This is a genomic window from Cupriavidus sp. SHE (assembly GCF_000812445.1).
GTDB classification, from domain to species: Bacteria; Pseudomonadota; Gammaproteobacteria; order Burkholderiales; family Burkholderiaceae; genus Cupriavidus; species Cupriavidus metallidurans.
Map to the genome: position 1 here is coordinate 35,807 of NZ_JWMB01000015.1, position 24,680 is coordinate 60,486.

At 64.2% G+C, this 24,680-nt stretch carries 15 protein-coding genes; 6 read left to right on the forward strand and 9 right to left on the reverse strand.

The genetic code is table 11. From position 1 onward, the window contains the following. The first annotated feature begins 229 nt into the window (after positions 1-229). Positions 230-12,268 carry a filamentous haemagglutinin family protein gene (locus RN01_RS07100; protein WP_024569316.1) on the forward strand — a complete coding sequence of 4,013 codons (12,039 nt, stop codon included), beginning with the start codon at positions 230-232 and terminating at the stop codon, positions 12,266-12,268. Between the two features lie 273 nt (positions 12,269-12,541). Then, complete coding sequence (locus RN01_RS07105) at positions 12,542-13,816, forward strand: Hint domain-containing protein (protein WP_024569317.1); 1,275 nt, start codon at positions 12,542-12,544, stop codon at positions 13,814-13,816. A gap of 187 nt (positions 13,817-14,003) precedes the next feature. Here RN01_RS07105 and RN01_RS07110 read toward each other — a convergent pair whose 3' ends face one another. Both RN01_RS07110 and RN01_RS07115 read right to left on the reverse strand, forming a co-directional pair. Continuing rightward, entirely contained in the window at positions 14,004-15,056 is a 1,053-nt protein-coding gene (locus tag RN01_RS07110) for a substrate-binding domain-containing protein (protein WP_024569318.1), read from the reverse strand. A 244-nt stretch (positions 15,057-15,300) separates the two neighbouring features. Continuing rightward, entirely contained in the window at positions 15,301-16,503 is a 1,203-nt protein-coding gene (locus RN01_RS07115; RefSeq protein ID WP_017513032.1) for a substrate-binding domain-containing protein, read from the reverse strand. A gap of 566 nt (positions 16,504-17,069) precedes the next feature. Between RN01_RS07115 and RN01_RS07120 the strand changes: the two genes are divergently transcribed. Genes RN01_RS07120 through RN01_RS07130 form a run of 3 tightly spaced genes read left to right on the forward strand, consistent with a single transcriptional unit; the run spans position 17,070 to position 19,194 of the window. After that, the gene (locus RN01_RS07120; protein ID WP_024569321.1) at positions 17,070-17,786 is read left to right on the forward strand and encodes a hypothetical protein; all 717 of its coding nucleotides are present in this window, start codon (positions 17,070-17,072) and stop codon (positions 17,784-17,786) included. Then, positions 17,783-18,760, forward strand: a complete 978-nt coding sequence (gene gspK / locus RN01_RS07125; protein ID WP_024569322.1) for a type II secretion system minor pseudopilin GspK — start codon at positions 17,783-17,785, stop codon at positions 18,758-18,760. Before RN01_RS07120 ends, gspK begins: the two co-directional genes overlap by 4 nt. Then, positions 18,748-19,194 carry a lytic transglycosylase domain-containing protein gene (locus tag RN01_RS07130; RefSeq protein ID WP_017514307.1) on the forward strand — a complete coding sequence of 149 codons (447 nt, stop codon included), beginning with the start codon at positions 18,748-18,750 and terminating at the stop codon, positions 19,192-19,194. The genes gspK and RN01_RS07130 overlap by 13 nt, the downstream gene beginning before the upstream one ends. Here RN01_RS07130 and gspM read toward each other — a convergent pair. The 6 genes from gspM to gspG are packed head-to-tail and all read right to left on the reverse strand — an operon-like array spanning position 19,191 to position 22,804. Then, positions 19,191-19,703 carry a type II secretion system protein GspM gene (gene gspM / locus RN01_RS07135; RefSeq protein ID WP_017514306.1) on the reverse strand — a complete coding sequence of 171 codons (513 nt, stop codon included), beginning with the start codon at positions 19,701-19,703 and terminating at the stop codon, positions 19,191-19,193. The genes RN01_RS07130 and gspM overlap by 4 nt on opposite strands. Then, entirely contained in the window at positions 19,700-20,890 is a 1,191-nt protein-coding gene (gene gspL, locus RN01_RS07140; RefSeq protein ID WP_017514305.1) for a type II secretion system protein GspL, read from the reverse strand. Before gspL ends, gspM begins: the two co-directional genes overlap by 4 nt. After that, positions 20,887-21,510 carry a type II secretion system protein J gene (locus tag RN01_RS32470; protein WP_017514304.1) on the reverse strand — a complete coding sequence of 208 codons (624 nt, stop codon included), beginning with the start codon at positions 21,508-21,510 and terminating at the stop codon, positions 20,887-20,889. Before RN01_RS32470 ends, gspL begins: the two co-directional genes overlap by 4 nt. After that, a complete protein-coding gene (gene gspI, locus RN01_RS07150; protein WP_080672737.1) occupies positions 21,507-21,917 on the reverse strand; it encodes a type II secretion system minor pseudopilin GspI in 411 nt (136 codons plus the stop codon). Before gspI ends, RN01_RS32470 begins: the two co-directional genes overlap by 4 nt. Continuing rightward, entirely contained in the window at positions 21,862-22,329 is a 468-nt protein-coding gene (locus RN01_RS07155) for a GspH/FimT family pseudopilin (RefSeq protein WP_017514302.1), read from the reverse strand. The genes gspI and RN01_RS07155 overlap by 56 nt, the downstream gene beginning before the upstream one ends. A gap of 25 nt (positions 22,330-22,354) precedes the next feature. Then, positions 22,355-22,804 carry a type II secretion system major pseudopilin GspG gene (gspG, locus tag RN01_RS07160; RefSeq protein WP_038316725.1) on the reverse strand — a complete coding sequence of 150 codons (450 nt, stop codon included), beginning with the start codon at positions 22,802-22,804 and terminating at the stop codon, positions 22,355-22,357. Positions 22,805-22,962: 158 nt separating this feature from the next. Between gspG and RN01_RS07165 the strand changes: the two genes are divergently transcribed. After that, on the forward strand, positions 22,963-23,481 hold the full coding sequence (locus RN01_RS07165) for a hypothetical protein (protein ID WP_024569325.1): 519 nt from the start codon (positions 22,963-22,965) through the stop codon (positions 23,479-23,481). Here the strand turns inward: RN01_RS07165 and gspF are convergent. Further along, the gene (gspF, locus tag RN01_RS07170) at positions 23,462-24,670 is read right to left on the reverse strand and encodes a type II secretion system inner membrane protein GspF (RefSeq protein ID WP_017515592.1); all 1,209 of its coding nucleotides are present in this window, start codon (positions 24,668-24,670) and stop codon (positions 23,462-23,464) included. The two genes, RN01_RS07165 and gspF, sit on opposite strands and share 20 nt — an antisense overlap. Positions 24,671-24,680: the final 10 nt, after the last annotated feature.

Below are 24,680 nucleotides of genomic sequence, written 5' to 3' on the forward strand. Positions count from 1 at the left end.
TGCTCCTGCTCTGCGGCTAGGCTCTTTAGACCGACGTAGATTCGTGCATGAATCACGTGCGACAAAAACTAAGTAGAAATCTGTCGCCCGCGTGCTACATCGTCTCTATGCACGCGTCTCCCGAGCCCTTGTGCCGTGGGCCCTGCGCGAATCTGCGTATTTCTAGTCACGAACACGTCACCGGTGGTCTTCAATCTGCCGCGATTTCGAAGCGATCCCTTATTCGGCAATGAACAAGCTGCAAAAGCCAACGTGGCGGGGCCACAGTCGTGCGCGTGCAACGGCATGGAGCGGTGCGCCGCGCCCTGTGGCCAAGGCCGTGGCCCTTGTGGTGGCGGCGTGGTCCGCACAGTGGTCCACCCAGGCGAGCGCGGCTGGCCCCGCATTCAATGCGGCGTGGATCAACCAGCAGGCCGGCCGGCAGGCGGCGGCTGACGCCGCGCGTATCGGTACGATGACGCAATGGGGCGCGACACTCACCGCGCAGCAGATCCAGCAGATCAACGAGCAGACGCGCCTGTCGATTGCGAACCTTGGGCAGGTGGCGCAGGCCGCTGCGGCCGCAGCCGAAGCACAGCGCAAGGCGCGCGAAGCCGCGTTGAAGGCGGGAGGAAGCGTTGCCGATGGTCTGGCCGATGGCGGCCTCAAGATCGATACCAACGTGGCAACGGCCGGATGGAGTGGCGCGGACAAGCCCGTCCAGACGATCGATCCCGCGACAGGGCGCGTCCTTGTCAATGTTCGGCAGACCACTGATCGCGCGATCCTCAACTGGGAGACGTTTAACGTCGGGCGCAATACGACGGTGAACTTTAACCAGTTGTCGAACTGGGCGGTGCTCAACCGCGTGAATGATCCGCTCGCGCGACCCAGCCAGATTCAGGGGAAGCTAAGCGGCGCTGGCACGATCATGGTGCTCAACCGCAATGGCATCATCTTCTCCGGCTCAAGCCAGGTGGACACGGGAAATCTCGTTGCCGCGGCGGCGCGCATGAGCGATGCGCAGTTCTTCAATAATGGCCTCTACAGTCAGGCATCGGGCAACAGCTTCACGCCGAGCTTTACTGACGCCAATGGCAAGCTGATCATCGAAGCCGGCGCGCAGATCAACACACATGCGCCTGCGTCTGTCACCCAGGGTGGTGGCTACGCGCTGCTTCTCGGTGGCGAAGTGCGCAACGATGGCACGATCATCACGCCTCGCGGCCAGACGCAGCTTGCAGCAGGGGACAGCTTCATCCTGCGCCCGGGCTACAGCTCGGACAGCAACCAGATCTCCACCACGCGCGGCAATGAGGTGGCTCCGGTGCGCGCGGCAGATAGCCCTGCGGGACTGGTGGTCAATAGCGGCGTGATCCAGGCCGAGCGCGGTGACATCACACTTGCCGGCCACGACGTGCAGCAGCAGGGTGTGGCATTGGCGACCACTTCGGTCGCGCAGCGCGGGACGATCCACCTGCTGAACTCTGCCTCCGATACCACGGGTAAGGTCACGCTTGGCAAGGGCAGCGTGACGTCCGTGCTGATCGAGGACAGCACGGACACCGCGCTGGACAGCCAGCGCGACGCACTGATTGCGGACTCGAAGACGCAGGATGATGCCCGCGCTAACTCCAGCGCAATGCCTCCGGTGTTTGACAATCTGTCGCGCCAGCCGGACCGCCGTGACCAGTCCCGCGTGGAGATCGTGAGTGGTGGCTCCGTCAACTTTGAGAATCAGTCGCTGGCACTTGCAACCGGCGGTCAAATCGCAGTAAGCGCGACGAGCCGCACGTTTGTCGCCGACGGCGCTCGCCTGGATGTTGCTGGTGCGCCAGCAGTCAAGGTGGCGATGGAGAGCAACAACGTCAAGATCAGCGTTCAGGGCAACGAGCAGCGTGACGCGCCGGGCAGTCGCGATAAAGGTAGCCTGAATAGCAAAGACGTATGGGTTGACGTGCGCGATCTGACTCTGGTGCCTGCTGGCACAGGCGGATATGCCACTGACCGGTACTACACGCCCGGCGGCCTGCTTGAAGTGTCGGGTTATCTCGGCACGACTGGCCACACGATCGGTGAGTGGGCCGCCGTGGGCGGAGCCGTGCGACTCAGCGGGAGCGAAGTAATTGCCCAGAAGGGCTCGAGCATCAATCTCGCGGGTGGTGTGGTGGCGACCGCCGATGGCCTCATCCGCACGAGCTACGTGCGCGGCACGAATGGCCTTCTGTATGACGTCAACCGAGCTCCGGGCGATCTTTTGTATAGCGGTGTCTATAGCGGCTTTGAGGTCGACTATGCGCGTTGGGGGGTGACCGACCGCTTCTACAACGTGGCGCTTGCACCGGTATTTCGCTGGCAGAAGGGCTACGTGAGTGGGCGCGATGGTGGTGCGCTGCTAGTGGATGCGCCCACTGCCGTGCTCGAAGGCGATCTGTTCGCAGGTGTGCTGCAAGGCGAGCGCCAGTCGGCGCCGCGCGTGGCGAGCGTGACCGATGGCTACAAGAGTGCACAGAGCTCCGTGGCCCGCGCTGGCCGGCTGGCGCTGGGCGCTTATCTTAACGATACGGCGCTGCTAATCCAGCCGCAGGTAGATGTGCGTTTCACGGGTGGCGATGCACAGGCGTGGCTGACAGAAGGCATGGCCGCTGATGGCGTGCTGCCTGCGACACGAATGGGCACGGCGTGGGTCGATGCCGCGCGCCTTTCCCGGTTTGGGCTCGGGGGCATCGAAGTCTTCAGTGGCGGCAGCATCCGCGTGGATGCTCCAGTCACGCTTGCCGATGGTGGCAGCCTGCGCCTGGTGGCGCCCGATATCGACATCGCGGCGTCCCTCACGGCGCGTGCGGGCAGCATCTCGATCGGCAACCTGATCGACAGCAGCAACGTGCTAGTCCGGGATGGCCGCGCTCATGTTGCCGTGGCGTCGGGCGTGACGCTGGATGTGCGTGGCAAATGGGTGAACGCGCTGCAAGATGGCAACACCGCTGCTGCGCGTGCCTTTGCAGATGGTGGGTCGGTTGAGGTCGCCTCCACCCACGGCGTGGCGCTGGCCGAAGGCTCGCGCATCGACGCATCGTCGGGAGGAGCTGTACTCACAAATGGCGCGCTATATGGCGGCACTGGCGGCGCCATTTCCCTGACAGCCAGTCATCGACGCGGGTATAACGCCACGGGCGTGATTGTCGATCCGGCAGCTACATTGCAGCTTGGTGGCGAGTTGCTCGCCTACGGCGCGAAGCGGGGCGGCACGCTAGCGCTGTCGGCCGGCGCGGTGCGTATCGGTGGCGGTCAGCCCGCCGCCAGCGGTGAACTGGTGCTACCGGAAACCTTGTTCACCAGTGGGTTTTCCGCGTACGACATCAACGGCTTCCGCTCGCTCGATGTGGCATCTGACGCGCGTGTGGACGCGGTGCAGCCAGTCTACAGGCTGACTGAGGCCAGCCGGTCCGTGCCCACAGGGACGGATCCCGCGCAAGCCATGCCGGTCTTCCTGCCACAGCTTCTGCTTGAGAACCCAGTGAGTGCGACGCTCGCGCAGCGCGGTGGTGCTGATCTCACGCTGCGCTCATCGGGCGTCTTTGCCCCCGATGGGACGATGACCGATGGCGGCCGTGTGACGATTGCCACGGGGAGCCGCATTGGCGTGGATCCGGGCCGTACAATCCGCATAGATGGCAAGGATCAGGTGCTTGTGGATGGCACGCTGACTGCGCATGGAGGCACCATCGCCGTGGTCAATACCGGTGCCCAGACGGAAGCCTACGCGAGCCAGCTTGCCGTGACCATCGGCGACAACGCGCGGCTCGATGTTTCGGCGCGTGCGCTGACAGCGCGCGACCAGCACGGCCGCACCTACGGCATCGTGCCGGATGGCGGTGCGATCATACTTGGCAGTGAGGGCGGTGTCCCGACGGGCGTGTCGAATATCCCGATCTCGACCGATGCTTTCGTCATCATGCGTCCTGGCGCCGTGCTCGACGCTTCGGGCACATGGGCAACGCTGGCTACTCAAGGGGTAGCCAGTCCTCTGGATCCGCTGTTTGGCGCGACGTATGAGGCGACCAGCGCGGGCGGGAGCATTACGGTCCGTTCGTATAATGGTTTCACGCTCGACGGCACGCTGCGAGCGGCCGCAGGCGGCGCCGGTGCGAGTGGCGGGAGATTAGCACTGGAACTGGAGACGCGCATCTATGGCGGTGCCGCAGACAGCCTGCCGGAAGTAATGCGCGTGCCCAGAGAGATCGTCATCAGTCAAAGCGATCTCGCACCGCAGCCGTTTAGAGTAGGTTACGGCGCCATCAGTGCCAACCGCGTGCGCGCCGGCGGATTTGACAATCTATCTCTCCATTCGCGCGACGCGATTGACTTCCGCGGGGACGTCGAACTCACGCTGGGCCAGCACCTGAACCTAACTGCCGGCTGGCTTACTGCAAGCGAACTCATAACGGGGAGCGCTTCGGTCGTACGACTCGCTGCACCCTACGTGTCGCTTGGCGCCCCTCCGGCCACTGTGAAGTTCTCCAACGCAGATGCCTATCCGGTGATTGATCTGCCACGCGCGCCGGTCTTCATGCCTGCAACTGCCAGTCTGAGCGTCAGTGCAGACTTGATCGACCTTGGCAAGATCGATGTGTCCGGTCTCAGCGGCATCATGGGTCATGGTGGTGGGCGCACGCAGGCGGTCACCCGGCCCGGCTTCGCTAGCGCTGACTTTGAAAGCCGTGGCGACATTCGCGTGTTGGGTACTGTGCGTGGCAATGTCGACCTGACGCTGGGCGCCGCGCAGATCTATCCGGTCACAATGGGCGAAGCGGCGTTACTCGGCGCGGGACATATCACGTTGCGCCGGACGACCGACGATCTGCCCGCGCCGCCGCTTTCGGTACTTGGTGCGCTGTCGGTGTTCGCGCCGGAGATTGAGCAGGGCGGTATCTTGCGCGCGCCGCTGGGCCGCCTCACGGTTGGCGCTGGCGCGGGGCAGCCCACCTTGTTCGGCGAGCCATTCGTCACCGATAAGTTGACCTTCCTTCCCGGCAGTATCACATCGGTGAGCGGGGCCGGGGTCAGCGTACCGTTTGGCGGCACGGTGGACGGCATCAGCTACACATACGGCGGTACCGATGTATCTGCGGGTGACCTGAAAGACCTTTCGCTGCGGCTATTCGGCAGTGGCATTACGCTTGGTGGCAAACAAACCACGGTAATGGCCGGTGCCACGCTTGACCTTTCGGGGGGCGGCGATCTGCGCGGCGCGGCGTTTGTTAGCGGACGTGGGGGATCTGTGGACGTCCTCGCCACGGCGCTTGCCAATGCGAGCCCTGCCAATAAGTTCAGCAAGGCAGGCAACGCAGTCTATGCAATTGTGCCGGGCGTGCAGCCCGGCGTGGCACCGGTGGATGCTGCCGCCGGCGAGGCACCCGCCGTGGGCAGCCAGATCACGCTGCCGGCAGGCATTCCGGGACTTCCTGCCGGCATCTATACGCTCATGCCGGCTCGCTACGCATTACTGCCGGGCGCCTTCCGCATCGAGCTGAGCAACACGCCAGCGCTGGGTGGGCAGGCAGTGATGGCGCTGAACAACGGTTCTTATGCGGCCGCTGGCGTACGCAGCGTAGCTCATACCAGCCAGCGCGACGCGCAGCCGACGCAAACCATCCTCACGTCGGGCGAACTGGTGCGCAAGTACGCCCAGTACGCCGAGATGAGCTATGCGGACTTCGCCCTGGAGCGTGCGGCAACGTTCGGCAACCCGTCGCCGCCGCTGCCGGCGGACGGGAAGGTACTCCTGTTCAACCCCTCCGTCTCTGCGACGGCGGGCCTTGCCGTACAGTTCGATGGCAATGCCATTTTCACGGCCGCCCAGGGCGGCAACCCCGGTGTAGCGGCAGTCAACCCGCTCGATGGAGGGCTCATCGAGGTTCTTGGCCGCAATGCGAATCCAACAGTCGGCTACATTTCGCTACGCGACCGTGACCTGAACGCGCTGGCCGCGCCCACGCTGATGCTCGGTACGGCGCCCTCGCGCGAAGTAGTCTCCGACACGGTCAGTCTCGGCACCAGTGCCGATGCTGTGGTGTTGCGGCAAGGCGCAGCGCTTTATGGTCCAGAGGTGTTCCTGGCTGCGGGGCCCGGCGGCATCACGCTGGAGAGCGGGTCGCGTATCGATACCCTGGGCCGCGGCACCCTGACCTCGAACCACGCGGTAAATGCCTACACGCTAAACACTTACCGGGGCTCTGGTGGCATGAGCGTGCTTGCGGTCTCCAACAACTGGCTCAATATCCTGCCTCCAACACAGGCGGCGGGGATGAGCACTGGCGGCATTCGGATCGAGGATGCACGTATTTACACTGAGGGGTCGTTTGCGTTGGCGCTACGTGGCGCGGGCGCACTGACGATCGATCCAGCGATGCGCTATGGGGCGCGGGAACTGAGCCTTTCGGTACCGGCCATCAACCTCGGCGAAAGCGCTGCGTTGGCTGCTGCTGCGCGTGATAACGTACTGCCGGCAGGCCTGGAGTTTGACCAGGTCCTGTTAAACAGACTGCTTGCGGGCAACGACGAACCCGGCGTGCCCGCGCTCGAATCGCTGCGGCTGGGTGCGCGTGAGTCAATCAACGTGTTCGGGACCGTCAACCTGGACACCATCGACCCGGCTACTGGCCAGCCGCGCCTGAAGACGCTGGTGCTCAACACGCCCGCCATCTACGGACGGGGCGGCGCAGGCGACACCGCCACGCTGAGCGCAAGCCGCCTGGTTTGGAGCGGTGTTAGCGACGGTGTCGCCTACAGTGACATAACGCGGGCTTCCAGTGTGTCGCCCGGTGCAGTGCGCCCAGGTGGTGCGGGCACGGGAAGCGGCACGCTGAACTTGGTGGCCGACGAGATCGTGCTTGGCTACGATGGCAAGTCCATGCCCGACAGTCGTCTGACGTTGGACCGTCTTGTACTGGGGTTCTCCACTGTCAACCTGCAGGCGGCCGGCAGCATCACTTCCAACCACCGCAATAGCCTTTCGGTCTATCAGACGCAAGGCGATTATGTCCCCGGCAGCGGCTATACGCGTACCGGCGGCAGCCTGAATCTGCTGACGCCCTTGCTGACCGGCGATGCTGCTTCGGTAACCCGGTTTGCTGCCGGCGATGCGCTTACCGTGGCGCCGCCCACGGGTCAGGCGCCGGCAGGTGCCACCAACGCCGCGTTGGGCGCGGAGATCGCGCTGCAGGCGGACACTGTGATGCTGGCCACCCGAGTGGCGCTGCCAAGCGGCAAACTCACGGTGGAGTCGGTGCACGACATCATGTTGACCGAGGCTGCGCAACTGGACATGGCCGGGCGCGGGACGGTCTACTTCGACCAGACCCGTTACAGCCCAGGCGGCGATGTCGTGCTGGAAAGTAAGAGCGGCAATATCCGGCAGGCGGCTGGGTCGCGCATTGACCTGTCGGCACCGCAGGCCGCGGGCGGTCGGCTGCAGGCGACTGCCACCAGCGAGGGCGCGGGCGTGGTTGATCTGGCGGGTCGCATCGACGGCGGTGGGGCGCTGGACAATGCGGATGCCGGCACTATCGACGTGCGCGCCCGTGTGCTCCCTGACTTTGCCGGTCTCAACCGGCGCCTGAATGACGGTGGCGTTTTTGGCACGCGCAGCTTCCAGGTCAAGCAGGGCGACCTGGTCATCGGCGACGAACTCAAGGCTCATGCAGTGAGCGTTTCAGTCGATGGCGGCAGCCTGACCGTTAGCGGCACAATTGACGCCAGCGGTCACGCGCCGGGCAGCATCCGGCTTGCCGCGCGCGATAACCTGACGCTGGGCTCGAACGCTCGGCTTGACGCGCACGGCGACACGCTGGCAGTGGACAGCTACGGTGCCCCGATCGATGCTGCCAACCGCGCTACCGTGGAACTGACGGCGGCCAATGGGATGTTGACGCTTGCCGGCGGCGCATCCATCGACGTGCGAGCCGCTGACGATGTGCCGCGCGGCACGGTGGTGCTGAACGCCAGCCGTGCCGGGGGGGCGGCGGGGAGCGACATGCAGATCGATGCGGCTGCGCCGCTGCGCATCGACGGCGCGGGCAGCATTGCGCTGTACGGTTTTCGCCGCTACAACAACGCCCCGTTGGACCCATTGCTCGCCACCGATGGCAGGCCCATCCAGAACATCACGCAAGCATGGCTGGACGGCGTGCACCGGGATAGCCAGGCATTCATGCAGGGCGCTGCCGGCAACGCGGCATTGCAGGCGCGCCTGGCCGGTCTGCGCACGCACGGCGCTGCCTTTCATCTGCGCCCCGGCGTGGAGATCGTCAGCGCCACGTCCGATGGCCACCTGAATGTGCTTGGGGACTTGGACCTGTCCGGCTATCGCTATGGTCCCGGTGCAACGTCGGTGCGCGGCAGTGGCGAGCCCGGAGCACTCGTGATCCGCGCAGGCGGCGACCTGAGCATCCTTGGCAGCATCAACGATGGCTTTGCGCCGCCGGCGCAGACCCGGGACGACAGCGGCTGGAAGCTGTTCTCCGGCATCGACCCGGGGCGCGGTGAATTGGTGCTGCCGGTGGCCATCACGCTGCGTGGTGGTGCCAGCGGTACCGCCACGTCATTCACGGGCATCACTGAGGCACTGGACTTCGATCTGCCGGTACGGGCAGGGGGGCTGCGTGCGGACGCCGTCATTCCCGCGCGCGTTACGCTAAACGGCAACGCGAACCTGCCTGCCGGCACAGTGCTGCGCGCCGCGGTGCGCGACGCCGCAGGTAATGTGGTTTATGCCGCCGGGACCGTACTGGCGCAAGCCACCACGCTTACACGCAATATGCAGCTCGATGCCGGCTCGGTGATGTCGGTGAACGTGCAGGTGACAGCATTCACGGTGCCAGCTGGCACGCCGCTGTCGATATTCACAAGCGGCCCCACGCTGGCCAAGAGCGTGCGCTTGGCACCGGGCACGCGTTTGCCGGCCGGTGTGAACGTGCAGTTGGCCAATGCTGCCGATACCGGCACGGTGGCGAGCGTAGACCTGCGGCCGGTGGTCGGTGGCCGGCAGGGTGACCTATGGGCCGTCGCGCCCATGTTGGCACCGGGTTCCGAGTCATGGTCGATGCGGCTAGCCGGCGGCGCCGATACTGCGGCGGCTGACGCGCGTGCGCTGCGAGCAGGCAGCGCGCTCGACGGCGCGGGCAATATCCGCCTGTCCGATCCGCACTACTCGGCAGCCACGTCGACACGATACCCGGTCTTTAGCGTCGTACGCACCGGCACTGGTGATCTCGATATGCTGGCCGGTGGCAGCATCATGCAGGCCACGCCTTTCGGCATCTATACCGCAGGCACACAAGCGGGCGGAATTGGCGCCAACGGGGCCGATCCATACAACTTACCGCGCGGTGTGATCGCGGGTGGGGTCGTGCTGCCCGGCGCGGTGGCGGGTTACGAAAGCCTGGTCACCGGGGGCAACTACCAGGCCTGGTATCCAGAGCGTGGAGGGAACGTCACGGTGACCGCGCAAGGCGACCTGAGTGGCGACCTGTTCGGCACGCAAGGCAACGGCACCAGCTATAGCGGGCAGGTGGCCTCCAACCTGGTCGGTAACTGGCTGTGGCGGCAGGGCGGCGCTGGCATCAGTCAGGCCAGCGCGTGGTGGATTAACTTCGGCACGTACGCCTCCCCCTACCGTGACCTGAACTTAAGCGCTGTCACGGCGCCGCAGGTGATCGGTTTCACCGGCATCGGTGCGCTGGGCGGCGGTAACGTGCGCATCGATGTCGGCGGTAACGCCGGTGTCATCACCAGCCGAGGGACCGGTACGATGGCGCACAGTTCCGGTCTCAACATTGCCGTGGGCGGCACGGGCCGCGTCAGTGCAAACGGGCAGGTGCTACAAACCGGCGGCGGCAATCTCGACATCCGCATTGGTGGCGCGCTGAATCCGTCAAGCGTGATCTCGCAAGGCACGTCGCAACCCGAAATGTTCGGCAGCTTGGTCAACCTACGCGGCGATACACGACTGGCCGCCGGTGCGCTCGGGTATGTGGCGGCCGAGGGTACGCGTAGCCAGCCCGACCCCACCGATCCGCGCTGGCAGAGCCCGGCTGATACCACGCTGCGCACGCCCTCGATCGGCGCCGGCATGCTGCTGGCGTTGGGTGATGGCGAGACCAGCGTGTCCACACGTGGGGACATTGTGCTCAACGCTGCCACCGATCCGGGGCGTGCACAGTTGGCTAACCCCACACCTTATCGTTACCAGGGTGTCGACTATGCGGGCGGCGGCTATACGTGGTTCACGCTCTGGACCGACCGCAGTGCCGTCTCGCTGTTTTCCAGCGGCGGCAATGTCGCGCCGACCACGCTAAGCAGCCGGAGTGACAGTGGGCTCGCCAATGCGTTCAGCACGGATGGCCGCTATGTTTATCCGGGCAGTCTGACCGTTACAGCCGCGACCGGCAGCATTTTCTACGGCGGTGGGCCGACAGCAAATCGCACGCTGATATTGGCGCCGTCGGCCGAGGGCCGGCTCGAACTGCTGGCGGGGGACAGCATTCGTGGTCAGGGATATGCCATCAGCAGGTCCGGTGCGAATCCGGATCTGCTACCAACGCCGGCACAGCCTGCATGGGTAACGGGTAACGGCGCGAACGCGCCTACGAATGTCACCGGGGTCGGCGGCGCTACGGTGGGCGCTCGCAACTGGCTGTTCACGTACCAGGCCGATACTGCGAGCGTGCAGCGGCACGAGGTTCCCCAATCGCCGGCGCTCTTCTACGCGGCAGAGGGTGATATCGTTGGCCTGCGCACGGGTGAGATCCTGCGTTTCAACACATCGCTGTCGGGCGCCCCCGACCTGGCTGGCCAGACGTGGTACGTGGGTGCAAGCCCGGTGCGCGTGATGGCCGGGCGGGACATCGTCAACGCGGGCACGCCACCGGGTGCGCCAGTCTTGTCGGCCCTGCAAGGGGCACAGTCCAGCGGCAACCTCTTTGTCCACAGCGATCCGCGTGATATCTCGGTGGTGGCTGCGGGCCGCGACATCTTGCAATCAAGTTTCAGCGTGGCAGGCCCTGGGCTGCTGGAGGTGCGCGCCGGGCGGAACCTGTACCAGGGTGCAAAGGGTTCGCTCGAGAGCGTTGGCGCCATCGTCGACGTCGATCCCACCAGTCGCAATAGCGGCGCTTCAATCGTCGCGCTCGCGGGCGTAGGCCAGAACGGGCCTGACTACACCAGCTTTGCTACGCGCTACTTCCAGGCTGGTAACACTGCCAACCCCGCAATCGGCCTGGACGATGCCGCCAATGCCGGCAAGGTCGCCCACACCTACGAGCGCGAGCTGGCCGCGTGGCTAGCGAAGCGGCATGGCTTCTCCGGCAGCCCGGAGGAGGCACTGTCCGCGTTCATGGCGCTGGGCAAGGAGGAGCAGGGCATCTTCGTGCGCGAGGTGTACTTTGCCGAACTGCGTACCAGCGGCCGCGAATTCAACGATGCGGCAAGCCGCCGCTTTGGCAGTTACCTGCGCGGACGCGAGGCGATCGCAACGCTGTTCCCGAGCCAGGACGCACAGGGCAAGGCGATCGCATATGAGGGCGATATCACCCTGTTCGGACCGTCAGGCATTCGCACCAACTTTGGGGGCAACATCGAGACGCTGACGCCCGGGGGGCGCACGCTGATCGGGCTGGAAGGCAAGGTGCCGCCAGCCTCGTCCGGTCTGCTGACACAGGGTTCAGGTGATATCCGCATGTACTCGCAAGGCAGTGTCCTGCTGGGGCTGTCGCGGGTTTTCACGACCTTTGGCGGCGACATCTTTGCGTGGTCCGCCACGGGTGACATCAATGCGGGCAGGGGGGCCAGGACCACGGTGGTGTTCACGCCACCCCGCCGACTTTATGACGACATGGGCAACGTCACGCTCTCGCCCACGGTGCCAAGCAGCGGCGCGGGTATCGCAACGCTCAACCCGATCGCAGAAGTGCCACCCGGCGACATCGACCTGATTGCGCCGCTGGGCACCATCGACGCGGGCGAGGCGGGCATCCGCGTTTCGGGTAACGTCAATCTGGCCGCGCTCCAGGTGGTCAACGCCGCGAATATCCAGGTGCAGGGAAAGGCCACGGGCTTGCCGGCGCTGGCCAGTGTGAACGTAGGCGCGCTGACTTCAGCCAGCGCTGCGGCTAGCGCCGTGACGCAGGCTGCGGACGACCTGGCACGGCAGCAGGCAGCGAATGGCAGGGATCGCAAGTCTTCCGTGGTCTCGGTGCAGGTGCTTGGGTTTGGCGAGGAAGGGCAGTAAGGCGGTGGTATCCGGGTGTATCAGCCGGGTGAATGCATGACAGGGCATCGAGGAACGTGCCCTGCGGCAATCAATTGAAGTTTAACGACGGGAGTGGAAATGGCTGTGGATCTTGATTTGACTCTGCTAAATGGAATGAACCTTGGCAAAGGCAATAATTTGGCAGATGCGACGTGGGGGGGGCTCGTACCACTGGGCGATGGGACGTACAACGTGGATTACGTCGATCCAGAGGGGACTTACAATCCCAGCCAGGTTTGGTCGAACGTCACAATGTTTGTGACGGCCAATGGCGATGGCACTTATGCCGTAAAGTTCGGCAGCAAGGACCATGATGTTCTTGGCTCGCTGCCGGACTACAGTTTTCCTGGTCAGATGCAATTCGGCAACGTTGTCGTGGAAGCGTACAACGCCGATTCCGTGTTGCTGAAAATGGATGGATTCGGCACCTACTACGTCATTAGTACGGAGGATCTCTATGCATCTGGTGGCGGGAATCCAGTTCTGACGAACTCCTACTTCGACTCCACAGGCACGGCGCCGTTTGGTCTGGTGGAAGCTCCTTGCTTTGCCGCCGGCACGCTGATCCGCACGGCGCGTGGTGAAGTCGCGGTGGAGGACCTGCAAGTTGGCGACGCAGTGATTACCATCGCTGGCACGCAACGACAGATTCGCTGGATCGGCCACAGCGAAGTCCATTGCGCCCGTCACCCGCGTCCGTGGGCGGTGCAGCCCATCCGCATCCGTGCCGGCGCGTTCGGCGATCACCAGCCGGCGCGCGACCTGCTGGTGTCTCCCGGTCACGCTGTTTATGTGGCGGGCGTGCTGATCCCTGCAGGCTGCCTCGTGAACGGCGCGACCATCGTGCAGGAAGCGGTCGAGCGCATTCACTACTACCACATCGAGCTGGACAGCCACGACGTGCTGCTGGCGGAAAACCTCGCCTGCGAAAGCTACCTGGACGACGGCAACCGTCACAGCTTTGCCAATGCCGGCGAGCATGTGGCGCTGCATGGCAGGCTGGACCCGCAGAGTTGGGAAAATGCCTGCGCGCCGTGCGTGATGGCCGGTCCGCAACTTACCGACGTGCGTCAGCAACTGCTGGACCGCGTGGTAGCGCTGGGATACCGGCGCGAAGAAGATGCCGGGCTGTGTCTGCTGGCTGATGGCGCGCGCGTGCAGGTTCTGCATCGGCAAGGGCAGCGAAGCTGGTTCCTGCTGCCGGCCGGCACGAGGCAGATTCTTCTCGCGTCGCGCGGCGGTGTGCTGGCCCAGATGTTCGCGGACCAGCAGGACGATCGCAAGCTGGGCGTATGCGTGAGCGAAGTGAAGGTGGACGGGCAGCCGTTGGCGCTCGATGGTGAGGCCCTTGTCGAAGGCTTCCATCCGCTGGAGACACAAGGTTCGGTGCCATGGCGCTGGACGAATGGGCAGGCACGGCTTTCGCTGCCGCCCGCGGACGGGCCGGTGATGGTCGAAGTGGCAGTGGTCATGCAGATGGTGTCGTGGTGGGAGCCCGAGCTTCGGATGGTCGAGGCCGCCGCCTAAGGCTTGAGCGAACCGGCGATACCTGTACATCTCCGGTGATTGTCTCTCTCTCCCTCTCTGGGAGAGAGGGTGGTGGGGCCTGCGAAGTGACGCGCCTTCCCGACAGACAATCAGCTGCTTGGTATAGACGCTCTCCCGCCCAGCGGGAGAGCGTAGGCATTTTCGGGATGTCTTTTTTCTTGAAAGATCAGCGGCCAGCCTTGCCCGAGCAGGCGGTGGCGTTGCCGATGTTCAGGTTCATGCCATCGACGTTGTCGAGCAGCTTTTTGCGGATGCTATCGACGATGGCCGTCGGCAGCTTGGCGAAACCATTGCCTTCGATGTTGGCCGTGTTATCGTTGACACCGCTATACGTGTAGTGGCGGTCTAGGAACGCTAGGATCTTGTTGCGCACCGTGGCATTGCTGTAGCACTGCACGTGGTCCAGGAACGTCAGGCCGGAGATCGGGTAGCCCGAAGCCGGGTCGGCGGCGGTCGGTGCCCAGCTGTCTGGCCTCGACAGGTCGCTGCCAAGCGTGAGGCCGCCCAAGGCTGTGGCCGTGTTCGCTGCGGTCGGGGCATAGACAACGTTGTTGTTCTTGTTGCGCAGAGCGGCGGCCTTCAGGTTCGTCGTCGCCGCAGGCGAGCTTGGTGCCAGAGTAAGGTTGATGAAATCTGGACTCAGGTAGCCGATGACGTTTGTACTGGCTGCGACGGCTTCACGCATACCGTAGCTCGCGTCGACGCCACGGAAGCGGTACTTATCTGCGGCTGGTATCGTCGCTACCACGTCGGAGTAGCGCGTGGTCACCGGGAATGTGATCTGCGAATTGCCCGATGCAATGCTGCAGACGGATGCCAGATGGCGCGTGAAAATCTCCGTCGTGCAGTTACTGTCGCTGCGAAAGATCACGTTGATGCTTGTTGCCGGGAAAGCGACGTGGACCTCGTTCCATGTTTTAAATTTGCCCGAGAAAATGCTGCAGAGTTGGTTCGTAGTCAAGACCAAGTTGGAAACGCCCGACACGTTGAAAGGGATCCCGACGGCCGTTCCTACCGAAGGCATCTGGATCAGATTGCCTTCGGTAACCGAGCGGTTGACGTTGAAGTTGTTGATTTCCGACGTGGTTAGAACGGAGTCGCTGCCGATATAGTGTACGGCGGTGTCCCAAAGGATCGGGGATGTTGCCGGCTGATATTCGTCGAATCGTTGTTCAGCAAAGAGATTTTTGCGGTGTCGCTGTCTGTCACGCGATACCAATAGTCGGCCGGGAAACTGGTGAATTCCGCGTGGTAGAGGATCTCGGTCGTCGAGGTGCCACCGCCAATCACGGTTTGCCCCATGGCGACTGATGAGCTCAAGGCGATGGCCAAGCAGGTCGCCTTGATCAAGGGTTGCTTCACATTCACAATGTTAGTCCAATAGAAGTGAAAAACGGCCCGGAGCAACCCGGGCCGTCTGATGCCGCCAGCTCAGCGCTGACGGCTGACGTCGTGATGCTGAATCAGCGGCCAGCCTTGCCCGAGCAGGCGGTGGCGTTGCCGATGTTCAGGTTCAGGCCACCGACGTTGTCGAGCAGTTTGTTGCGGATGCTATCGGCGATGGCCGTCGGCAGCTTGGCGAAACCATTGCCTTCGATGCGGTTCGTGTTGTCGTTGACACCGCTATACGTGTAGTGGCGACCCAGGAACGCCAGGATCTTGCTTTGCACCGTGGCGTTGCTATAGCACTGCACGTGGTCCAGGAACGTCAGGCCCGAGATCGGATAGCCCGAGGCCGGGTCAGCCGCGGTCGGTGCCCAGCTTTGCGGCTTCGACAGGTCGGTGCCGAGTGCGAGGCTGTTCAGAGCCAGCGTCGTATTCGCGGCGGTCGGCTGGTAGTTCGTGCTGCTGTTCTTGTTGCGGAGGAACGCCGCCGTCAGGTTCTTCGTTGCTACGGCCGAGCTAGGAGCCAAGGTAGTGTTGATGTAGTCCGGGCTCAGGTAGCCGATCACCGAAGTACCGGCATCGACAGCATCCCGCACGCCGGCGCTCAGGTTGGCGCCCTGGAAACGAGCCTGGTCGGCAGCGGGCATCAGCGCCACCACGTCGGAGTAGCGCGTGGTCACCGGGAATGTGATCTGCGAATTTCCGGAGGCAACGCTGCAGACGGAAGCCAGATGGCGCGTGAAGATTTCCGTCGTACCGCTGCTGTCGCTGCGGAAGGCCACGTTGATGTCAGTCGCCGGGTAGCCAACGTTGACCTCGTTCCACTTCTTGAACTTGCCCGAGAAGATGCTGCAGAGCTGGTTCGTGGTCAGGGTCAGGCTGGACACGCCGGACACCTTGAACGGGATGCCGACGGCCGTGCCGACCGAAGGCATCTGGATCAGCCCGCCTTCCGAGGCGGAGCGGTTGGTGTTGAAGGTGTTGATTTCCGAATCCGACAGAACGGAGTCGCTGCCGGCGAAATGCACAACGGTGTCGGTGCGATTCGGGGTGAAGGCCTGGTTGAAGGCCGTCGGGCTGTTGGTCAGCAGGGACGTCTTGCCCACGCCGCTACCCGTCACTGCGTACGAGTAGTCGGCCGGGAAGTCGGTTTTTTCCGACTGGTACAGGTATTCGGGCAGCGACGCGCCGCCGCCAACCACGGTTTGGGCCATGGCGGCCGAGGAACCCAGGGCGACGGCCAGGCAGGCCGCCTTGATCAGTGCTTGCTTCACGTTCACAGTACTACTCCCAAAGTTAGGGTGATTCGCATGGATGAATCGACGCATGACTTCTCTTCCTGCGAACTTCGGATGGAAAACGTGAAAGGGTCCCGAAGTCCGCAACCGAATTCTCGGCATTCGGAATGAAGACGACAGGAAGCAATCGTGAAGAAATGAGCGTAGCGGCTCATGCAGTTTCGTTATGTTCCGCAGGGCGCGGGACACTGTTCGAGCATGAGGTGGGAGCTTGCGACGGAAGGCTGCATGGGAACGCGTGGTTGGCGCGTGATTATGATGAAACCGGGTCTCGTGCGTGACGCGATATTCGCAGATTTGATCACGGTAGCGCAAATAATCCTTCGTAATCTTCTGATGCCGCCTTTGTTGCGGCATGCATAACGCGATCTATGACATAGACGCCGCCATTGCCGCGAAGGTTCGTCGGGTCGGCAAGACCCGATGACGGCATGGTTCGCGCGGATCATCGACGCAGCGCGGTGTGCCGGACCAGGGGAGCACTGTGGGAACTCTCGAACTCAAGAGGTCCACAGATGAACATAGCTTTGCATCCGATTGAATCACGCATGATGACCGTACAGGAATATCTGTCCGAGTTTGGCGTGGCAGTATTTGGCGAGCGGGCGCCGCACGCCCGTTGCCCGCTTTGCCACGAGGTGCTGTTGTTGATTGGCGCGAACAGCATGCGTATCCCGCCGCGCTTCAGCCACCGAACGCGGACACGCGCACGCTGCCCGCTGGTGCGCTATGGCGAGCTGCCGGACGATATCGCCGTGACAGTCACCGCGCAGCCTACGCTGGCGCGCCTTCAACGCGCCGCGTACTTTGCACGCTGGCAATGGCACTACGGGTTGATGCGCGACGCGGCCCTCGCGCCATCGATGAACATTACTCGCTTCCTCGCGCTGGCGGAGTTGGCTACGCAACGGCAACTTTGGTCTATTCCGGCACTAAACCTTGCCTACGTGCCCTACATCTTGCTGGCGATGGCCGGCTATCTTCCCGGTGAGCGTGGCTATCGCCGCGGAGGAAGTTCGGTACGCTTCTGGTTCGACGCCACCGTGCGCGACGTGGCCGACCTTCATCGCAAGCACGAGCACGCGCCACGGCTGTTCCGCGCCCACTATGCGCGGCCGCGTATGTCGCGATTCCCGATGCAGACGCATCTGTTTCAGTTGGACGAGGTCAGACTCGACCCCGGTTACCTCGACCGGCCCATGCCGCTGGTGAGCGCGGCCGACGTGCAGGACTGCTGGGACTGGATGTCAGGGAGCGGCACGTGAGACCGCCGCGCGGCTCGCAGCGCGGCGCTGCAGTGGTCACTGCCCTGCTGGTAGTGGCGCTCTGCGTGACGCTGGTGACCACCATGTTCGTGCAGCAGCAGACCGCCACACGCGCGCTGGAAGCGCGCCGCCTACGTGCACAGGCCGATGCGCTGCGGGGCACCGTTGTGGATTGGGCGGTGACGGAACTGGTGGAAAGCGCGCGTGAGTCGGCGGTGGATCATCTGCAGCAACGCTGGGCGCGCGCCCGTCCGCAGGCGCTGTTATCTACATGGGTCGGTGGGCAGGTACTTCGACGAGCAACCTTTGAGCAAAATGGACAAGACCCGTTGATCAGCGCGGCGATCGAGGACGCGCAGGCGCGTTTCAACCTGATGACGCTGGTCACTGCGTCCGAAGGCGGCAAACCTGCCGGCGTACGTGCCAGCGGCACGGCGCTCTATCGTCGCCTGCTTGGATCGCTTGGCATTGACAGCGCGCTAGCGGGGCCCACGGCGGACTACATGCTGCGCAGTCTCCAGCCGGACGGGCCGCTGCCGATCGCGGACGTTGCTGGGCTGCTGGCGGTACCAGGCTATTCGCGCGAGACGGTCGAGCGGTTGACGCCCTACGTGGTGGTGCTGCCAGCCCCTACGTCCGTCAACATGAATACGGCGGGGCCAGAGGTCCTGGCCGCGTCGATCCCGGGGATCACGGTGTCGCAGGCACGCGCGCTGGTCGCGGATAGGGAGCGCGCTTGGTTTCGTAGCGCAGGCGACCTGGAGCTGCGGTTGAAGGCCATCGCGCCGGCGCTACCGGAGGCGCAGGGCCTGTTGGTGGAAGCACGCAGCCAGTATTTTCTGGTGCATGGTGAGATCAGGAACGGGCGCGCGGTGCGGCGGGTGGAGGCATTGATCCAGCGCGATGGTATTGGCGTGAGCCTGCGTACGAGTGTGGTGTGGTTGCGCGAGCCGGAGGTGCCATGGGCCGACTAAGCAACGCTGTGCGTACCAGCCTGGCTGTCTGGCTAGCTTTCCTGCCCGCGGCATCCATGGCTGACTGCTTCGACGATGCAGCCACCTACCATGGCGTGCACCCAATGATCCTGCGCGCGATTGCCTGGCACGAGTCGCGATTCCGGGCGGACGCCGAGCATCGAAACGAAAACCAGACCATCGATATTGGCCTCATGCAGATCAACTCGGTCCATCTGGCGGAGTTGAAGCGTTACGGGGTCAACGAGAGCACATTACGGAACGGCTGCGCGAGCGTCTACGTAGGCGCCTGGCACCTGAGGCGCAAGATGGCCAAGTATGGCAATACTTGGGAGGCCGTTGGCGCCTACCATTCGGAGACTCCCGCCTTGCGTGACAAGTACGCACGCACGATCGCCGACGTGCTGCGTCGCTGGCAGGCACCGCCGCGCTAGCGTTGCAGCTCGGCGCTGGCGGAAACTTCGCCCGCAGTGCCGACAGTGCTGGCGGCGCCAACGGCGCCCTGCCTGCGCGCCTCCATGGAGATGACGGCCATTGCCTGGCGCTTGCGCATGTCGGCAAGCCACTGCATCCACGCGTGAAACGATACCTTTTCGACCTGCACCCGAAGCACGCCGTTGGCTACCTCGATCTTGGCGGCGCCTATGCCTGCAGCCTCCAGAGAGCGCTGCGCGTCGGCGCGAAGGGCGGCATCGTCGAGTAGCGTGGGGCTGGGTTGCCTGGCAAGCGTCGCTGCCGTTTTCGCCAGCGCCTCGAGGCGATCAAGCTCAGTCTTTTCGCCAGGGAGCTCTCGCTCGATTCGTGCGACAGCTTGCGAGGCGGGCGCCCAGCCGGCAAACCAGCCGCTCACCGCCAGGAGGACAGCGCCGCAAAGCAAGAGTGCGCGGCGATCCCGCAGGGGCATGGCTTGCCAGGTCTCGTGAAGTCGGGTGAGCGTGTTCATGATGCAATCCTCATCGTCCATTGGCCGGACTCGAAGCGCGCTGTGAGACCAGTCTCGCGTAACCTCTGGCGTAGCGCATCGCTGTCGATTGTGGCCGTATCGGCGAAGCGGGCCTGTAAGGTCCGCTCACGATAGGTGATTTCGGTGACGGCATCTTTGGGGATGGGACCAAGCGCATGTGCAAAGCGGCCGGTCAGGTCGTCAAGGTCGCCTGCGACGGGAAGGCCTCGGCTGCGAGCGAGCTGGTCGAGTTGCTGCTGCATCTGCTTTGGGGCATCGACAATGGGGCCGACGCGGGGAAAAGCCGTGCGAACCAGGGATTCCATCTGGTCATGGAGCCCCGACTGCCGGTGAGCAAGCCACCACCAATGCGCATTGATCCCTGCGACGGCCAGCGCGATGGCGCATGCGGCGAGCCCGACAGGCCAGCGCCAGCGTGCCGGGCCGCTTTCAGTGGCGCGGCGCGCGCTGTGGCGCAGTTCGAACTGGCACATGTCGATATTTCCCAGCGCGTCGGCCCCAGCCGCCCAGAGTGCCCAGCCGGCATCGTCTCCGTGGACGGTGGCGTCTGGCACATGTGCCGCGAGCCACGCGGGTACAGCGTCGGCTGACATGGCAATACCAAAACCGGTGTCGGTAGAAGTGCGTACGGTCAGGCGCCTGAGGTCCTGGTGACCGGCCGAAGCGTCCATGATGGGTTCAATGACCGCTGCGGCAGTGCCTTCGCCGAGGGGTACACACAGTGCTGCAGGTACGACGCGCAGGCGACGCTTGTCAAAGCTCGCCAGGCAGCTGGCTAGCCACGCCCGGTCGATGGCGGCAAGGGTGGCTTCGCCGTTCTCGTGGCGCTTGAGTACGGCGATATGGCTGTCCTCGGCGTTGGCAAGAAGGCGCTCTTCCAGCAGTCCAGGTAGCGCCTCGCGCAGCCTGGCACCGTCAACGGCTGGTATGGGTAGCCGCACCAGCAGCACATCGCGAGCGTCAGCGAGCACGATGGCTTGCTGCGCCGCGGGAAGCTCCAAGGGGAGGCAATCGCCCGAGCGGACGATTTCGCCCGTCTCGTTGGCTACGGCGTAGCTGATCGTGAGAGGCGAGTCTGTAGCGTTGGAGGCCTGTGTGGGTCTGGCGGGCAGCCGCGCATAGCAGCGTGAAAACTGGTTCCTGGTCATGTTCCGCTCACGGATCAAGGGCTACTGCTGGTAAGGACGCGGCGGTACGCGTTTGGCGGAGAGCCCGTCAGCACGACGATCTCGATTCCACCGACGGCGTTTTGTGGCAAGGTCGGCGCGGTGCCCGCGGGTACAGCGGGTGGCTTGCGCTCGCCGTCGGTCGATGCCCAGCCACGCTTGCCGTTGTCATTGACCCATCCGCGCACCTGCATGGCTGCCGCACGCCCGACGAGCGCCTGGCGCTGCGCAGGGGCTGCGAACAAGGCCGCGCGTGCCTGGGGGCGGCTTGAAAGCGGCGCCGACAACTCGCGCCATAGCACGCCCTCAGCACTGCGATAGCGCACCACCTGCCATCGAGGGGGGCCACCCGGGGTGTTGGCGGTGCGCACGATGCGAATCTGCGTGCTATCGAAAGCAATGGCGTGGGCACCGAGATCGGTGTCGGGCACGGCGTCTGCAAGATCAATGGCAAGCTGGTCGAACAGCCGGTCGGTCTCGCGCAAGTCCGCCATCGCGTCGATCACACCTTGCTGGCCACGGATGATGCCGGTCAGTGCCCGATATGACATCATCGCCACGATGGCCAGCAGGGCCACCGCGATCACCATTTCAATGAGCGTGAAGCCGCGGTGCTTCATTTCTGCATCACCTGAGCAAGCTGCGCGAGCCGCGTGCCGGCATCATTGGCGCTATATACCGCCACCGTCACGAGCAGCAGTCGTGCCTGGCTTGTGGTCATCACGGACTCTTCGCAGACGAGCGCGACGATTCCCTGATTGCAGGCAAAGCGGCGGGAGCCAATGGCAGGGCGCGTCGCAGCCAGGCGCAGTTCCGCAAGCCGGTTCGCCGCGCTCCAGCCGGCCACCGTGCGTGCGCGCAGACCATCGCTGCTATCGGCCATCATCCCGGCCGCGCGCATGCACGCGCCAAGCGCGACGGCAACAATCACCAGTGCCACGAGCACTTCGATCATGGTGAATCCTGCCTTGTCATTGGACGACATAGCGGCCTGGCGCGAGCGTGACGATGCGCGCGGTGGCGCCATCGCGTTGCAGAAGGATATCGAGCGTCGGCTCCACGGCTTCACGCCCGAGCACAATGCGAGCGGCGCCGCGCTGAGGCGGTGCGCCTGACTGGGCTACCTGCAAGGCACCGAGCGGTGCTCCCCAACTGCCCGGTGTCAGTGTGTCGTCGCGAAGCGGGAGCCACCGCCCGCCCTCGAGAATCAGGAATCGCCAGGTCTGCGCATTTGCTTCCCAGGCGATGGGCGCGCCGCGCAGGCGCGCCTCGTCATGGGCGCCCTGTAGCTGCCAGATCAGTCGTTGCGCCTGCTGAGCGAGCAACTGGCGGGGACTTGGCTGCGCGTTGACGGCTACCATGCCACAGATGACGCCGATGATGACAATGACCACCAGCATCTCGAGTAGCGTGAAACCAGGCGGGCGCCTGGTCCACATACTCCGCCTGATTCGCCTGCCCGACCTATTCCCAGTTGCCGATGTCCGCATCATTGCCGCTCCCGCCAGGCTGGCCGTCCACACCGAGGCTGAATATATCGACTTCACCGTGCACGCCGGGGTTCAGGTACTGATAGGGATGGCCCCAGGGGTCCTTGGGCAGCTTTTCCAGGTAGCCGCCACCCTTCCAGTTATTGGGTACGGGCTCTACGCTGGGCTTGCTGACGAGCGCGGCAAGGCCCTGCTCAGTGGTGGGGTAGCGGCTGTTGTCGAGCCGGTAGAGCTTGAGTGCCTGGAGAATCGAGGAAATGTCCTGGCGGGCCGCAACGATGCGGGCCTCGTCAGGTCGGCTCATGATCTTGGGTACCACCAGCGCCGCCAGCACCCCGAGAATCACGATGACCACCATGATCTCGATGAGTGTAAAGCCCCGGGTGAATCGACTGCGCGCCGCGCATACTCTGTTCATGCCCATTCTCCGAAAGAAAGATGTCATCGAAGCACGGTACAACGCTTGGCAATGATGCCGCGCGTTATGGAGCCGCCCCAATGATTCTCTGCAGGGCAGGCGGCAGCGCAGTGACATTTCCTGAGCGGTTTTTGACATCGATTCTTCATGACCGGAGAGCATCTATGCGCAACCCGATCTCGCTGCGCTATCCCAGCCCGGTGCAGCTTGTGACCGTGGCGGCAGCCGTGGCCTGCGTAGCAGTTGTGGGCTGGCGCGCCGTGCGTATGGCTTCGGTGCCGGCGGCTGCGGCTGCGCCGTCAGTCGCGGCGGGCACGCCGGCTCAAACGGGGGAGGGCGCCACACTCTTCGGGGCAACGCCCGCAAAGGCTGGGCCCCGCGTGACGGTGGGTGGTGTCGTACAGGCAGTGGGCAGCAACGAAGGTGCGGCTGTACTGAGCATCGACGGTGGCACGGCGCGGCTTGTGCGTGTAGGCAAGGAGGTTTTGCCTGGTGTGGTGCTTACCGCGTTGCGTCCGCGGGCCATCGTGCTCTCACGGAACGGGGTCGAACAGGAGGTGACAATGGCGCCAGTATCGATGCGGGCGCTCAAATTCACGGACGCGACCTCCCCCGGCCGTGCGCTTGTGAGCAACGTGCCGCGGCAGGCCGCCCGCGGGGGTGCTAGCGCACCATCTGATTGATTTCCAGGATCGGCATGAGTACGGCCAGCACAATCATCAGCACCATCAAGCCCATGCCAAGAATAAGGGCCGGCTCCAGCAGACCCGTGATGAAGAGCGTCCGCCGCTCGAGCTGGCTCGCCTCACCCTGAGCGGCACGCTCAAGCATTTCCGGAAGATTGCCGGTGGCCTCGCCGGAGCGAATAAGGTGAATGAGTACCGGCGGGAACTGGTTGGCGTTGGCCAGCGCCCGCGCAAGCGACGTTCCCTCCCGCACGCGTGATATCGCGTCCTCGACAGTTGCGCGCAGCGCCACGTTGTTCAATGTCTCGCCGGCGGCCTGCAATGCGCGCAGAATCGGCACCCCTGCGCTGGTCAGAATGGCGAGCGTACTGGCAAAGCGCGCGGTGTTGTATCCGCTCACGAGCTTGCCCAGCAATGGCGCTGTCAGCAACCAGCTATGCCAATGATGGCGCGGACCAGGCCGGGCCAGGATCCGGCGGATCGCCCACCCGAGTGCCGCCACACCAAGGGCTGCCGCCCAGCCCCACTCGCGCGCGAAATCGCTGCAGGCAAGCATCACCTCTGTGATCATGGGGAGCTTTTGCTTGGTGGTCGTGAAGACTCCAACGACCTGAGGCACGACATAGGTGAGGAGGAAGACGACGATGCCGAAGGCCACGACCGTCACCACAGCGGGATAGGTGAACGCGAGTTTGATTTTCTGGGTGAGTGCATTGCGGCTCTCCACATAGTCGGCTAGCCGCGTGAGCACCAGACGGAGCTTGCCGCTATGCTCCCCTGCGGACACGAGCGCCCGGTAGATGTCGGGAAAGTCGCGCGGATGCTGCGACAGGGCGTTGGACAAGGACTGCCCGCCGATGACATCGGCACGGATGGCCCCAATCAGGTGACGCACGTAGGTGCGTTCAGCCTGGTCGGCAAGGGCCGACAGGGCGTCGTTCAGTGGCAGGCCCGCCGTTAGTAGGCTCGAGAGTTGGCGCGTGAAGAGCGCTTGCTCCTGGGCGCCCAGCTTGCTGGCAAAGAGCGACGTCTGGGTGCTCCTGGCAGCGGTCAGCGGGAGCACCTTCAGTGGAGTCAGGCCGCGCGTGCGCAGCTGGCCGCGCGCAGCTTTGGCACCTTCGGCATCCAGTACGCCGCGATGAAGCTTGCCGCCCATGTCGATGGCTTCGAACCGGAATGCCGGCATGGAGTGCTCC

Coding starts and splice junctions, on each gene's coding strand:
- RN01_RS07100 (WP_024569316.1), top strand. CDS start 230: ATGAACAAGCTGCAAAAGCCAACGTGGCGGGGCCACAGTCGTGCGCGT.
- RN01_RS07105 (WP_024569317.1), top strand. CDS start 12,542: ATGTTTGTGACGGCCAATGGCGATGGCACTTATGCCGTAAAGTTCGGC.
- RN01_RS07120 (WP_024569321.1), top strand. CDS start 17,070: ATGATGACCGTACAGGAATATCTGTCCGAGTTTGGCGTGGCAGTATTT.
- RN01_RS07130 (WP_017514307.1), top strand. CDS start 18,748: ATGGGCCGACTAAGCAACGCTGTGCGTACCAGCCTGGCTGTCTGGCTA.
- gspM (WP_017514306.1), bottom strand. CDS start 19,703: ATGAACACGCTCACCCGACTTCACGAGACCTGGCAAGCCATGCCCCTG.
- RN01_RS32470 (WP_017514304.1), bottom strand. CDS start 21,510: ATGAAGCACCGCGGCTTCACGCTCATTGAAATGGTGATCGCGGTGGCC.
- gspI (WP_080672737.1), bottom strand. CDS start 21,917: ATGGCGCCACCGCGCGCATCGTCACGCTCGCGCCAGGCCGCTATGTCG.
- RN01_RS07155 (WP_017514302.1), bottom strand. CDS start 22,329: ATGTGGACCAGGCGCCCGCCTGGTTTCACGCTACTCGAGATGCTGGTG.
- gspG (WP_038316725.1), bottom strand. CDS start 22,804: ATGGGCATGAACAGAGTATGCGCGGCGCGCAGTCGATTCACCCGGGGC.
- RN01_RS07165 (WP_024569325.1), top strand. CDS start 22,963: ATGCGCAACCCGATCTCGCTGCGCTATCCCAGCCCGGTGCAGCTTGTG.
- gspF (WP_017515592.1), bottom strand. CDS start 24,670: ATGCCGGCATTCCGGTTCGAAGCCATCGACATGGGCGGCAAGCTTCAT.